This is a genomic window from Saccharomonospora sp. (genome assembly GCF_027317685.1).
In the GTDB taxonomy this organism is placed as follows: Bacteria; Actinomycetota; Actinomycetes; order Mycobacteriales; family Pseudonocardiaceae; genus Saccharomonospora.
Window position 1 is genome coordinate 1 of record NZ_DAHVQP010000134.1, and the last position, 13,211, is coordinate 13,211.

A 13,211-nucleotide genomic window follows, 5' to 3' on the forward strand; every position below is an offset into this window, starting at 1 on the left:
GCGTATCAGCGCCGAACTACCCAGGAAGAGCTGACACACCACCGGACCTCGCTCCTACAGTGCTCCTACAGTGGGTCGTGTGACGCTGTTCGACGGCTTGGCACCTCTGGTGAGCGACGGCGGGCTCGCGACCGAGCTGGAGGCACGGGGGCACGACCTCGGCGACGTGCTGTGGTCGGCGCGGCTGCTGCTCGACGCGCCCGACGAGATCGTCACCGCCCATCGCGCGTTCTACGAGGCGGGTGCCGTCATCGCGACCACGGCGAGTTATCAGGCGTCGTTTCCCGGGTTCGCCGAACGCGGCATCGACCGGAACACGGCCGCCGCGTTGCTGCGCCGCAGCGTCGAGCTCGCCCGCCGGGCCCGCGACCAACTTTCCGACGACGGGCGACGCCGGCTCGTGGCCGCGTCGGTGGGGCCTTACGGTGCCGCGTTGGCGGACGGCTCGGAGTATCGCGGACGCTACGGGCTCACCGTGGCGCAGTTGCGGGACTGGCACCGCCCCCGGTTGGAGGTCCTGGCCGAGACCTCCCCCGACGTGTTGGCCCTGGAGACCGTGCCGGACGTCGACGAGGCCGAGGCCCTGGCGGAAGCCGTGTCCGGGTTGGGTGTGCCCGCGTGGCTCACCTACACCGTCGAAGGTGATCGGACCCGGGCCGGACAACCGCTGGCCGAAGCCTTCGCCGTCGCCGAGTCCTCACCCGACATCGTGGCGGTGGGCGTCAACTGCTGCACGCCCGGCGACATCTCGCCCGCACTCGCCCACGCGCGCGAGGTGACGACCAAGCCGCTGGTGGTCTATCCGAACAGCGGCGAGAACTGGGACACCGTGCGGCGCGCCTGGTGGGGGCCGTCGCGTTACTCACCGGAGCTCGCCCGGCGCTGGGTCGCCGAAGGGGCCCGAGTCGTCGGGGGCTGTTGTCGAGTGCGCCCGGCCGACATCGCCCGCGTCGCCGAAGCGCTGTAGTCCCTCAACGCACGGGGATCGCTGCGGCGTACTGGGGCACCAGTTCCGCGCCCAGCGAGGCCTTGACCTGACTCATCTTCTTGCCGAGCACCACGCCGTTCTTGCCTTGGGCGATCGCCCACCGCACCAGTTCGCCGTACATGTGGAAGTACAGATCCGGCCTGCCACCGTCCTCGACCCTCAGCGAGGACCACGCCCGCGCCAAAGGCCACTGTGGATGGTCGTAAACCGTCGTCGCGCCGAGGAGCCTCCGTGTTTCGGTGTCTCGATAGGACAGAACGAACACGTCAGGCTGCTCTAGCAGGCAGCGCAGATACCCCACGAACTGAGGCAGGGGCACGATCGGTACGTCCCGGTGCTTGACCTCGTTGACGCGCAGCAGCTCCGCCACCTCGACGGCATCGGCCCGATCACCCGGCAGGAACTCCACGGTGAGGCTGTCGTCGTCCTCCACCCGCGCGAAGACTCCGCGCAGGTGCGCCCTGCGTCGCCTGGGCAGAGACGCCAACCAGTCGTCGCGACCGCCGAACGGCTCGGTGCTCATCCTCGCGACGGGTTCGGTCTCGCGCACCAGCCGCCAACGCCCGTCCACCACCGGCAAAGCCGCCTCGGGAACCTGTCGGATCAGCGTGCCCTTCAGCCCCGGGCCGAGCAGCCTTCGGACGGTCGGCACGTATTCGGACAGCAGTTGCCGACAACCGCCGTCGTCCCCCACGTCGGCGAACCACCAGGAGGGGAACGCGCTACTGCCAGGCGCGCGGAGATCGAGACCGCCGATCCGCCCACCACAGCCGGAGACGGCGAACCGGTGCCGCCGGGTACGGGAACCCACCCACGCCGCACCGACCATGCCCCGTGGCCGCGAGCCGTCCAGCAACACGGTGAGATACCACGGCGTCCGCGCACACCACGCCTGCCGCCGCAGCACGTCCCACGCCCAGTCGCCGCGCAGCCCGGCACGGGCCCGAAGCTCACGCCAGTACGGCGGCTCGGCGTCGAACCGCGGATCCAGCACCTCGACACTCATCCGGCCACCGGCCTCGGTACCGCGGCGGCCCATCGCCTCCGAGGCTGCAACCCCAACGACTGCTTGAGCTCCAGTTTGCCCCTTCCCGCGGACAGTCCCTCGCGGCCGTTCCCCACGACGTGCCCCATCATGCGGGCATAGGAGTCGAAGTACAGGTGCTGTTTTCCACCTTCGTCCTTACTCAACGCGGCCCAGTGCTGGTAGAGCGGCACCCCGGGGTTGTCGAGCAGATCGGCGAAGGCCAGCAACCGCCCCTGGCCGTCGTGGTAGGTCAACGACAGCACGTCGTCGCGGCGAACGAGCCGGTGCAGGTACTCCGCCACCACCGGACCACGGTTGTCGAACCCCGGATTGCCGAACCGGGTCCTGTGCCTGTTCACCAGCTCGGCCAGTTCGGCACCGTCGAGGTCGTCACGCGCGGCGGCGAAACGCACCACGATGTCCGGGTCCCGTTCGACCTTGCGCACCTGGCCGCGGAGACTGTGTCTACGGCTGCGGGCCAGCGAGGAGATCCACTCGTCCACGGTGGTGAACCGGTTGTCCAGTACGGCCGCGCCCACCGTCTCGCGCCCCAGCCGTCCGAAACCGGACACCAGCGGCACTTCCTCCTCGGACAGGTACCGGTAGAACACGCCCGCGCACGCCAGCCCGGCGAACCGGCACAGTTCCCGTTCCATCCTGCGTAGCAGCAGCTTCCTTCCCCGCGCTCCGATCTCATCGAGGAACGTCCAACCGACGAAACCGGACAGCCACGGGTTGTGCACCTCCACCAGCCGCACGCCCAACGGGCCGCGCACCACGCTGGCGGCCATCGCCCCGGCGAGGCGTCCGTCGAGGGTCGCCAACGCGAGCACGGTCGGGTGCGGCGCATGTCGCGACTCCAGACCCAACAGGCCGTAGTCCCACGGCGCGTGCAGTCGCGCGGCCTCGGCGAACGCCGACCACTCCGGGGGTTCGGGGTCACGTCTGGGGTCGAGCACCGTCACAGAGACACTCATCCGGCCATCACCGGCCTCGGCACGGCGATCGAGAACAGGCTGCGCGTGTCGAACCCGAACGCCGCCTTGAGGTCCAACAGAGTGCGGCCCGCGGTGAGTTCCGGCCGACCCGACTCGATCATTTTTTGTACACAGTGGACATATGCATCGGCGTACAGGCCGCGCCTTCCCCCTCGCTCCACCGGCAAAGCGGCCCAGTGGGGCAACGCGATCCCCTCCTCGATATCGATCATGGTGTGGAACGCGAGGAGCCTGCCGCTTCCCTCCCGGTACACCCGGGTGACGACCTCGGGTCTGCGGAGGAACGCCTCCAGGTAGGCGGTGGGCACGGGACTGCGGGTGTCCAGATGCAGCCCGGCGACCCTGGCCCGCTGCCCCGAACGCCAGGCGCGCTCGTCCTGCCTGGCCCGATGTCGGTTGAGCAGGGTGGCGAGCTCCGCCGCGTCGAGATCGGTGCGCCCCGCGCCCGTGGTGACATCGAGCTCCGCGGTGGCGTCGAGCACCTCGCGCACAGCGGCGCGCACGGGTGGACGCAGAGACGCCGACCAGTCGTCGACCGACTCCCAGCGGTTGACCAGCACAGTGGTGGGGTCGATCTCCCGGCTCGGCCGTCCCGGCCCGGTGACCCTCTTCGCGATCTCGGCGGGCAGGGCCCGGTAGACCACGCCGAGCAACCCGACGCCCACGTACTCCGCGAGCCGTCGTTCGAACAGCCGCAGCAACTCCCGTCGCTGCTCGGCGCTCATGCCGTCGCGGAACACGATTGCGGAGTGGCCCGAGAACCACGGCAGATAGACCTCGGCCCAGCACGGAACGTACCGCCGCAACCGGCCGGTGGACCGAGGCGCGAACTCCTGCTTGCGCAGTGGACTGCGTGGACTGCACAGCATCGCCACGCACGCCCCCAACACCCTGCCGCCCTCGCGCAACACGGCGAGCACCGGGGGATTCCGCGACAGCCACGCCTCCAACCGCAGCAACTCGTAGTCCCACATCGGCCCGCAGGGCACGATTCTGCGGAACTTCGCCCACCCCGACGGTTCCGAGTCGAATCGGGGATCGACGATCTCCACCTCGAATCCCTGCCGTGTCGACGCGGGAACCCGTTCCTTCGGCGACGACTTCGTCATCGGCCCATCACCGGCCTCGGCACGGCGACGCCGTACACCGGTCTGGGAGCGAAACCCAGCCCGTGTTTGTGCTCGTGGGGGCTACGCCCGGCCGACAGCTCCTTCGCGCCCACCGAGATCATGTACTCCACGGCCCGGGAGAAGCTGTCGAACAGCAGATCGCGCAGACCACCGTCCGCGACCGACAGCGACGCCCAGTGCTGTTTCACAAGGCACCGTGGATGGTCGAGCCATGTGTTGACCGCCAGCAATCTTCCCTCGCTGTCGTGGTAGGTCAGGGTGTACACATCGGACCGCCGGACGAAGACGTCGAAGTACGAACCCAACAACGGGCTGCGGGTCTCCAACAGCGGCGTGCCGCGTTCGGTCCGGTGCCGGTTGATGAGGTGGGCGATCGCGCCGCCGCACAGGTCCTCGCGCGCCGAACCGCTCCGGATCACCACCCGGCCGCTGTCGACATGCCGCTGCACCTCGCGCAACGAGCGCCGCAGGCTCGACCGCCTCGACTTCGACAACATGCCCACCCAGTCGTCGCGATCGGCGAAGGTGTTGCTCAGCACCGACACGGTGTCGACCTGCCGCACCATTCGTCCACGTCCGTCCAATGCCGTGGCGATGTCGGCGTCGACGGAACGGTAGAGCGCTCCCAACGTCCGAAGACCCAGTCGGCGGGCCAGCGCCCGTTCGAAACGCCGAAGTATCCTCGCCCGCGCGTCACCGTCCACGTTCTCGGCGAACACGACGCCAGGAAGCCCGCTCAACCACGGCTGGCTCACCTCGGCCCACAACGGCGAGGTCGACAATCCCCGGTGCCGCGGGCCGGGAGCGTAAGCCGACCGGGGCCACAACCTGCACACGAGCACACACGCAGCCGCGACGATCTCGCCACCACTGCGTGCCACCAGGAGCAACGGCGGATTACGGGCCGCCCACGCCTCCAACCGAAGCAGCTCGTAGTCCCACACCGCGTGCAGCCCCTGGGCCCGGAAGAACCCGGCCCAGCCGGACGGTTCCGGCTCGGTGCGGGGATCGGCGAGCTCGACCGATTCGGTCACGGTGACACGACCGGGGTGCCGTGGCGGGGACAGGGCCGGATCTCACCGCGCACCCCGCCGTCCACGAGAACATCCACCAGCCTGGGCGAACGCTGGGTCAGCAGCGTGAACGCCAGACCGCCCTTCGTGCGCCGAGCGTAGACGCGGCGCCAATCCAGATGCCACCGGCCGCACTCCCGGAAAGCGCCGTAGTAGCCGAGCAGCGGGTCGTGCAGCACGCCGTACGGCCCGCCGTCGAGTTCGGCCAAGCTGCGGTGCGGCAACCGGTCGATGCGGTGGGTCGACTCCTCCGGCAACGCCGAGCACAGGCGGGCGATGTTCGCGTCATCGCCCACGGCGAGCACCGGTTCTCCTCGCCTCACCGCTGCCACCAGCTCCGCGACCGTCCCGGAAGACACATCGTCGGCGAACGTCTTCGGGTTCACCGTGCAGCCACGCAGACCACGCGGCAGGTCAGCGGGTGGGTGCGGTATCGCCGGGTCGACGATCACGACGAGCGTGCCGGAACGGACCCGCCGCGCGTCGGGCAGCACGTGCCCCAGTCCCCGCGCCGGATCGACACGCCCCTCACCACCCGAAAGTGGCACGAGGTCGACCACGGTGCGAGCGAGCAGCTCGGGGTCGGTCGCACCGTCGTACCTGCCCTTGCGGCCGGGAACCAACGTCGGTTCCGTCCGCCCGTCGAGTGCCCAACGTTCTCGGTAGAAAGGCACGGTGTTGAAGGCCGACAGCACCGCACGGCGATATGCCGAACGCCACAGCACGGCAGTACTGCGAGACAACATGGCGTCGCAGTGTGCCACCCGGGGGCCGTGAAAAAGTACTTACCGGTCGGAATCGTCCAAATAGCTCAGTGCTTCCGTAACACCCTTTCAGCCGAACAGCCCAACTTTCATCGTTACCTCTAGTCACCACACCGGGGGTCGGGCTTATAAACAGCCAACCCGTCATCCGGAATCGACGTAACGCGTACCCCGAATCAGAACAAGGAAATGCCATGTCTCGCCCTGCAGCACGAGTGCTTCCGTCCACAAACCCCAGAACCGTGAACCATCGCGATGAGTGAGGTCACGAGCTATCCCGACGAGACCGGATTGACCGTCGTCATCCCCTGCTACAACGAGGTCGACAACCTCAAACACTCCTACGACGAGATCGTCTCCGAACTGGGTGAACTCGATCTCGAACTGCTCTACGTCGACGACGGCAGCACCGACGGAAGCCTCGACGTCATCCGGGAACTCGCCGCGGCCGACAGGCGAGTGCAGTACCTGTCGTTCACGCGGAACTTCGGCTTCGAGGCCGCCTTCTCGGCCGGCTACCGCTACGCGAGCAAGCCGTGGGTCCTGCACGTGGACGCCGACCAGCAGTTTCCCGCCGCCGAGGCGCACAAGCTGATCGCCGCGGCCAAAGCCGGGTACGACGCGGTGTTCGGAGTACGCACCAACAGGCAGGACCCGCTGTTACGACGATGGGGCACAGCGGCTTTCCACTTCATCGGACGTCGACTGCTCCGGATCGAGCTCCCCCAGGGAGCGACGGCGTTCCGCCTGGTCCGCACCGAGCTCGCCAGACGCATCGTCGACCTGGACCTCGGCACCCCGTACTTCCTGGCCACCGTCCCCCGGTTGACCAACCGATACATCACGGTTCCCGTGGCGCACCGAGCGAGGGAACGCGGTGAGTCCAAAGTGGATATGAGTTTTCTTTCCTCCCATGCCATCGAGCTTTTCGTGGGGTTCAGTCGGCGGCTCAGCACGGCGGCGTCGGCCACGTGTCTACTGGTGGGTGGAATGGCCCTGCTGCTCGCCGTCGCGAGCGCCACGGGTCTCGTGACCGAAACCGCCCTCGCCGTCGCGCTGCTCGTCCTGTTCGCCGTGGCACTGGTGACGTTGTCGCTGGCCGTGCGTTCGCTCGTCGTCGTGAACGCCGGACAACCGCGGCCCCGGTTGTTCTACGTCCGGGAGGCCAGCATCGCCGTGAACGACACCGACAGGCTGCTCAGCACGTCACCGCCCTTGGAAACCGTATGAAACGAACACTCGTCGTACTCGGCGGCGCCGACGGCTCTGTCAACGTCTACCGCCGTGCGCGCGAATTGGGCTATCACACCATCTGCGTCGACATCAGACCCAACGCCCCGGGCGTGGCCGTGGCCGACGAGTACCTGCAGCTCAGCGTGCGGGCACCGGAACTGATCGACTCGGCCCTGGGCTCCCGCACCGATATCGCCGGGGTGATCTGCCCTGCCAGCGACGTGGGACTGCCGACGCAAGCCTGGCTGTCCGAGAAGTGGAAACTGCCGTCGCCTCTGCCTCCCGCCGCCGTCGAGGCGTCCGTGGACAAACCGGTGTTCCGCTCGGCGTGCGAACGGGCGGGCGTGCCCACCTATCGCAGCGTGTCGGGTTCCTCGGGGGCGGAGCTGGTGCAGGCGGCCCAGCACATCCGGTTCCCGGCCCTGGTGAAACCCGTCGACTCGTCCGGTAGCCGCGGGGTCGTCTCGTGCGTCGACCCCGGCAGACTCCGCTCTGCCGTGTCCGAGTCGTTGACGTTCTCCCAGCAGGGACGCGTGGTCGTCGAGGAACACCTGGACGGCCGGCACCTGACGATCGAGGCGCTGATCGTGGACGGCGAGATCGTGTTCCACGCCGTCACCGAACGCACCATCACACCGCCGCCACTGTTTGTCACCACGGCTCACCTCATGCCCGCCGAGCTGCCCGGCAAGGTCGCCGAGGCACTGCCCGACATGCTGGCCGCCGTGTGCGCGGAGCTGGGCTACCGCACCGGGCCGCTGACGTTCGACGCCGTCCTCGGCCGCGACGGCAAGCTGTACCTGATCGAGATGGGCGCCCGCATGGGCGGCAACGGCATCGCCGAAGTGGTGGAGAACTGCCACGGCGTGGACCTCATGTCGGCCACTATGTCGCTCGCCGTAGGCGAGGAACCGACGATCAGCGGCAAGGACCCGCGACCGACGCTGGTGCACATCCTCGCCTCCGACCGCGCAGGACGGCTCATCGGTGTCGACGGCGTCGACGAGGTGCGCGCCCTGCCGGAGGTCGTCGACCTGCAACTGTTCGTCCACGAAGGATCCCTCGTCCGCCCCTACGAGCAGGCCGGCTACAAGCTCGGCTACGTCGTCGTGACCGCCGATTCGGTGAGCCGACTGTGGTCGGCCGAGAACGCGGTGCGCGGAACGCTGAAGTTCCGCCTGGCCAACCGCAATGACGATGAACAGGACCTGGCGGTGCCTTTCCCTTGAGCACGTCCACGTCCATGGCGACACCGCTGCGCCCGCTGATGACCCTTCGTCTGCTCGCGGGACGCGGTGTTTACCGGCTCGGTGCGCAGCTCATGGCCGTGGCGCTACTCGCGATCTGGGGTTCGGCGACTTACGGCGAATACGCCAACGCGTGGGGCGCGTGTACCTGGCTGGTGTTCCTGCCCACGGCGGCGGAGAAGGCCGCGCTGAAGATCTTGCCGAGGACCCGGCTCACGACGACGTCGCTGGCGGGTCTGGCACTGCGCATCGCCGCGGCGCCCGTGGCGCTCCTCGCCGTCGCTTTGGTGCTCGCCCTGGTGATCGCACCGTCGTCGGTCCTCACGCTCTACCTGGCCGCGGCGACCTGGTCGGCGTGCACGGGCCTGTTGATGACGCTTTCCGGCCTGCACCGGCTCCGAGGCAGGCCGGCGCTCGACGCGACGGCGTTCACGATCCTCGCCGCGGTCGTCGCGGCGGTGACGACCACGACGTGGCTTTCCGGCTGGTCTCCGCACACCCACCTGCTCGCCCTGGTGGGTGCGATCGCCGTGCTCATCGGGTGTTCGCTCTCGGCGCTGCCGGGCGAGTGGTTGCGCGCTCCCCGGCCCGCCCGGCGGCAGTTGACCCGGGCGTTCACCCGCAGCACGGTGCTGCTCGGCATCACCGAACTGTTGGACGCGATCACCATCTCCGCGCTCTTCCTGGTGTTCGCCTTCAGCGGGCGAATAGTGGACAGCGGCCCGTTCCACCTCGCGTTGCTCGCCGCGAGCGCGCTGTGTTCGTTCGCGCTCTACCAGCTCAAACTCAGGCAACCGGCGACGTCTGTGAGTTTTCGGGGCGCCGGAGGCGCCGCCGGACGGGCACGGGCCGGGCGTCTGTTGCGCACCGCCGAGTTCGCGGGCGCGGGTTTCGCCGTCGCCCTCGCCGTGGCACTGCTCGTGCCGACCACCAGGCATGTGTTGCTGACCGGGGCCGACATGCCGCTGACAGTGTCGGGCTACGTCGTCCTCGCCGTGCTCACCGTCGTGGAGATCGCCATGTCGATCCTGCTCATCTACGCCGGTTACCTCGTGGAGAACACCGACAGCCGGGTGCTGTCGTCCACCGCCGCGGCCGCCGCGATCCGGCTCGCGGCCACGGTCGCGTGCGCGTTGGCCCTGGCGCCTCCACTCGGTGCCGTCGGCGGTTTCTGCGCCATCGTCCTCGGCCTCACCGCCGAAGCGGTGGCGTTGCGGCACCTGATGCGCCACTCCCACGGCGACTCCGGGACCTACGCAGGCTTCGGTTTTTCGGTCCACACCCACAAGTAAGTAGTGAAGACAGGTTGGAGCTGCCCATGTACGTCCTCGGCATCAGCAGGGTGCACGATTCCGCCGCGGCCCTCGTTCGTGATGGCGAGATCATCGCCTTCGCCGAGGAGGAACGGTTCACCCGCGTCAAGCACGACGGGCGTCTGCCCGCGAAAGCCATCGAGTTCTGCCTGCAACAGGGAGGCATCACGCTCGGCGATGTCGACCACGTCGCCTACTACTGGACCCGCTGGGCCGAAGCGGCACACGCGGCGAAGGTGTTCGCCCGTTACTTCCCCAAGACCCTGGAGGTCTTCCGCAACGAGAACGACGACGGCGGCAAGGCGGCGAGCCTGCTCGACACGTTCCGCACCGGTGGCGGCAAGGGCGTGGACGACTACCACGCGGGCGGCGCGGTGTTGGCGCACATGAAGCGGTCGTTCACGCTCGAACGGGACGTCACCGAAGCCGTCGGGTACACGGGTCCGACGAAGTTCAAGGTGCATCTCATCGATCACCACCGGGCCCACGCGGGCAGCGCCTACTACATCTGCCCGTGGGAGGAGGCGGCCGTCCTCACGCTCGACGGTATCGGCAGCGACGGCACCAGCACCCTGCTCGCACACGGCCGGGGTAACCGCATCCACGACCTGCGGCGCATCAAGTTCCCCCACTCGCTCGGCGCGATGTACGCGGCGGTGACCGGTTATCTCGGCTTCTACCCGACCCGGGATGAGGGCAAGGTCATGGGGCTCGCCCCGTTCGGCAACGACACCTATGTGGAAGCGTTCCGCGACCTGATCCACCTGGACCCGGACGGCGGGTTCGAGCTCAACCTCAGCTGGTTCCGCCACCACACCACGGCCAAGCACCTGTTGTCGAAGAAGTTCTACGACACGTTCGGGCCCGCCCGTCCCAGGACGCGGGTGACAGCCGAGAACCCCGTGCCGCAGCACTACCGCGACATCGCCTACGCACTGCAGGTGACGTTGGAGGAGGCGGGCCTGCACCTGGCGCGTTGGTTGCAGCGGCAGACGGGGTCCAAGCGGCTGGCCATGGCGGGTGGCGTGGCCCTCAACAGTGTGATGAACGGGCGCATCCTGCTGGAGACGCCGTTCGAGGAGTTCTTCGCCCAGCCCGCCGCGGCGGACGACGGTTGCGCCTTGGGCTCCGCGTTGGAGGTCACCGTCGGCAAACACAACCTGCCCCGCCCTCGCACCGGCTTCACCTACACGGGTCCTAAGTTCACCGAGGCCGAGATGGAAAAGGCGTTGCAGGACGCGGGCGTGGAGTATCAGCGGATCGACGACATCGCGAAACACACGGCCGCCAAGATCGCTGACGGCCTCATCGTGGGCTGGGTGCAGGGCCGCATGGAGTGCGGGCCGAGAGCTCTGGGCAACCGATCCCTGCTGGCGGACCCGCGAGACCCCGAGTCCAAGACCCGCATGAACGAGAAGGTCAAGCACCGCGAGGCGTTCCGGCCGTTCGCTCCGTCGTGTCTGGCCGAACGCTCGGGAGAGTTCTTCGCCAGCGACTACCCCTCGCCGGTGATGCTGCTGGTCTTCGACGTCCTCGAACACCAGCGCGAGGTCGTTCCGGCCATCACCCATGTGGACGGCACGGCACGAGTGCAGACGGTGAGTGAGGACGACAACCCGCTCTACTACAAGCTGATCAAGCATTTCGACGAGCTCACGGGCGTGCCCATGTTGGTGAACACGTCGTTCAACGACAACGACGAACCGATCGTTGCCACCCCCGAGGACGCCATCAGGTGCTTTCTCAAAACCGATGTCGACGCGTTGGCGCTGGGACCGTTTTGGACGCAGAAGCCACACCTGGAGGTCGAGCAGGCATGACGACCACGAAACCCGACACCCGACCCGGGCGTGGCTCCGGTGCGGGGGCGAACGCGATTCGCGCGCTCTACCGGCATCGACGTTGGCTGTGGCTGGTGTTCGCGGTGCCCGCGGCTGTGCTGGCCCTGCTCATCATGGTGATCCTGCCACCGGATCAGACGCTGGACGACCTAGGCGAGTGGCTGTTCAAGCTCAGTCCCTTCCTGTTCGCCGTGCCCGCGGTGGCCCTGTTCCCGAAGGTACGGGCGGCGCCCGTGCTGATCGCCTTCGCCGTGGTCGCCTACATGGGTTGGATCGACACCGAGCTGGTGCTGCGGGTGCAGGAGTTCGCCCGCAACTCCGACGTCGAGGGCTCGTTCGAGCCGGTGTACCAGTGGGAGCTGTTCATCACGACGTTCATCGTGTTGTTCGCCCTGATGGCGTACCGGCTCGGCGGAGCGCGCACGGCGACGGTGCTCAAGACCGGTGTCGCGAGCATCCTCATCGTCATCGCCGGGCTCAACGACTTGACGTTCTGGGCGTTGAACGAGGTGTGGGCGGCGGGCAGCAGACCCGACGAACTGGCCTGGGCTTCGCATATCGTGGTGTTCGTGGGCGGGCCGCCGAGCGTGGCGACCGCCGTGGTGTTCCTGCTCGTGCACCTGGCGTTGGCGACCGCGGTACTCGCGCTACCGCTGGGTAAGTGGGTCGATCGTGCGCTCGGTACGACCCCCATGACCGGCACGGCCGAGCGCCGTGTTCGCGGTGGTCACCGTGCTCATTCGCTCGCGGTCTCGGCGGCGGCATCCGACGACGCTGTCCGGGACCGGCCATGAGCACTGTCCGTGTCATGAGGAACACGCGAAAGGCCGGCCTCCGGTTGCTTGCCCGCCTGCCATCAATCATGATCAACTCGTGACCGGCGTACGGGGCGAGAAACGACCGCCCGACCGGCGACAACGAAGGGTGGTAGGACCATCATGACCCAGGTACTCGGCTCCGAGGTGGAGCTCGACCCCGAGGTCGAATACGTCGTGCTGTGCGGCACGCGACACGAACGCATCGGATACGCGCCGAAAGCCGAGGTCCACCACGAATCCACCCCGCTCCACCTGGCTTTCTCCTGCTATCTGTTCGACGCGGACGGCAACTTCCTGGTGACCTGGCGGGCCAAGCACAAGCCCACTTTCCCGGGCGTGCGCACCAACTCCTGCTGTGGCCACCCCGGACCCGGCGAGACCATCCCGGAAGCGATCACCCGGCGACTGACCGACGAACTCGGCATCGCGGCCGACCGCATCGAGATCGAACTGGTGCTGCCCGAGTTCGCCTACGAGGCCACCATGCCCGACGGAACGCGGGAGAACGAGGTGTGCCCCGTCTACCGCGCCACGGTCGACACCCGCCCCGAGCCGAAACCGAACCCGGACGAGGTCCACGACACCGAATGGGTTCCGTGGGACAGGTTCCTGGCCGAAGTGGACGCCGACCGCACGAGCGTGTCCCCGTGGTGCGCTCTCCAGGTCGAACAGCTCCGCGCCCTCGGACCCGACCCGCTCGCGTGGCCGGTGGCCGAGAACCAGCGGTTGCCCGAAGTCGCCCGGGAGCCGCTGGAAAAGCGCTGACCTGGTAAGTCGCT

General features: G+C 68.1%; 12 protein-coding genes. 7 read left to right on the forward strand and 5 right to left on the reverse strand.

Translation table 11 applies throughout. The annotated features are described in order from the left end of the window. Positions 1-79 precede the first annotated feature (79 nt). On the forward strand, positions 80-967 hold the full coding sequence (gene mmuM / locus M7H19_RS16125) for a homocysteine S-methyltransferase (protein WP_298182275.1): 888 nt from the start codon (positions 80-82) through the stop codon (positions 965-967). A 4-nt stretch (positions 968-971) separates the two neighbouring features. Here mmuM and M7H19_RS16130 read toward each other — a convergent pair whose 3' ends face one another. The 5 genes from M7H19_RS16130 to M7H19_RS16150 are packed head-to-tail and all read right to left on the reverse strand — an operon-like array spanning position 972 to position 5,962. Beyond that, positions 972-1,994, reverse strand: coding sequence for a GNAT family N-acetyltransferase (locus tag M7H19_RS16130; protein WP_298182542.1), 1,023 nt, complete (start codon positions 1,992-1,994; stop codon positions 972-974). Next, a complete protein-coding gene (locus tag M7H19_RS16135) occupies positions 1,991-2,992 on the reverse strand; it encodes a GNAT family N-acetyltransferase (RefSeq protein WP_298182277.1) in 1,002 nt (333 codons plus the stop codon). Before M7H19_RS16135 ends, M7H19_RS16130 begins: the two co-directional genes overlap by 4 nt. Next, complete coding sequence (locus tag M7H19_RS16140) at positions 2,989-4,122, reverse strand: hypothetical protein (RefSeq protein WP_298182279.1); 1,134 nt, start codon at positions 4,120-4,122, stop codon at positions 2,989-2,991. Before M7H19_RS16140 ends, M7H19_RS16135 begins: the two co-directional genes overlap by 4 nt. Next, entirely contained in the window at positions 4,119-5,177 is a 1,059-nt protein-coding gene (locus M7H19_RS16145) for a peptidogalycan biosysnthesis protein (protein WP_298182281.1), read from the reverse strand. Before M7H19_RS16145 ends, M7H19_RS16140 begins: the two co-directional genes overlap by 4 nt. Further along, positions 5,174-5,962, reverse strand: a complete 789-nt coding sequence (locus tag M7H19_RS16150; protein WP_298182283.1) for a hypothetical protein — start codon at positions 5,960-5,962, stop codon at positions 5,174-5,176. Before M7H19_RS16150 ends, M7H19_RS16145 begins: the two co-directional genes overlap by 4 nt. 273 nt (positions 5,963-6,235) lie before the next feature. On the opposite strand from M7H19_RS16150, the gene M7H19_RS16155 reads away from it, so the two are divergent. The 6 genes from M7H19_RS16155 to idi all read left to right on the forward strand — a co-directional run bounded on the left by M7H19_RS16155 (position 6,236) and on the right by idi (position 13,197). Next, on the forward strand, positions 6,236-7,210 hold the full coding sequence (locus M7H19_RS16155; RefSeq protein ID WP_298182285.1) for a glycosyltransferase family 2 protein: 975 nt from the start codon (positions 6,236-6,238) through the stop codon (positions 7,208-7,210). Continuing rightward, positions 7,207-8,442: an ATP-grasp domain-containing protein gene (locus tag M7H19_RS16160; protein ID WP_298182287.1), complete on the forward strand. Its 1,236-nt coding sequence runs from the start codon at positions 7,207-7,209 to the stop codon at positions 8,440-8,442. The genes M7H19_RS16155 and M7H19_RS16160 overlap by 4 nt, the downstream gene beginning before the upstream one ends. 14 nt (positions 8,443-8,456) lie before the next feature. Continuing rightward, a complete protein-coding gene (locus M7H19_RS16165) occupies positions 8,457-9,752 on the forward strand; it encodes a hypothetical protein (RefSeq protein WP_298182545.1) in 1,296 nt (431 codons plus the stop codon). A 26-nt stretch (positions 9,753-9,778) separates the two neighbouring features. After that, on the forward strand, positions 9,779-11,593 hold the full coding sequence (locus M7H19_RS16170; protein WP_298182547.1) for a carbamoyltransferase C-terminal domain-containing protein: 1,815 nt from the start codon (positions 9,779-9,781) through the stop codon (positions 11,591-11,593). Next, positions 11,590-12,408 (forward strand): hypothetical protein, encoded by an 819-nt coding sequence (locus tag M7H19_RS16175; RefSeq protein ID WP_298182289.1) that lies wholly within the window; start codon positions 11,590-11,592, stop codon positions 12,406-12,408. Before M7H19_RS16170 ends, M7H19_RS16175 begins: the two co-directional genes overlap by 4 nt. A 144-nt stretch (positions 12,409-12,552) precedes the next feature. Next, a complete protein-coding gene (gene idi / locus M7H19_RS16180) occupies positions 12,553-13,197 on the forward strand; it encodes an isopentenyl-diphosphate Delta-isomerase (RefSeq protein ID WP_298182292.1) in 645 nt (214 codons plus the stop codon). Positions 13,198-13,211: the final 14 nt, after the last annotated feature.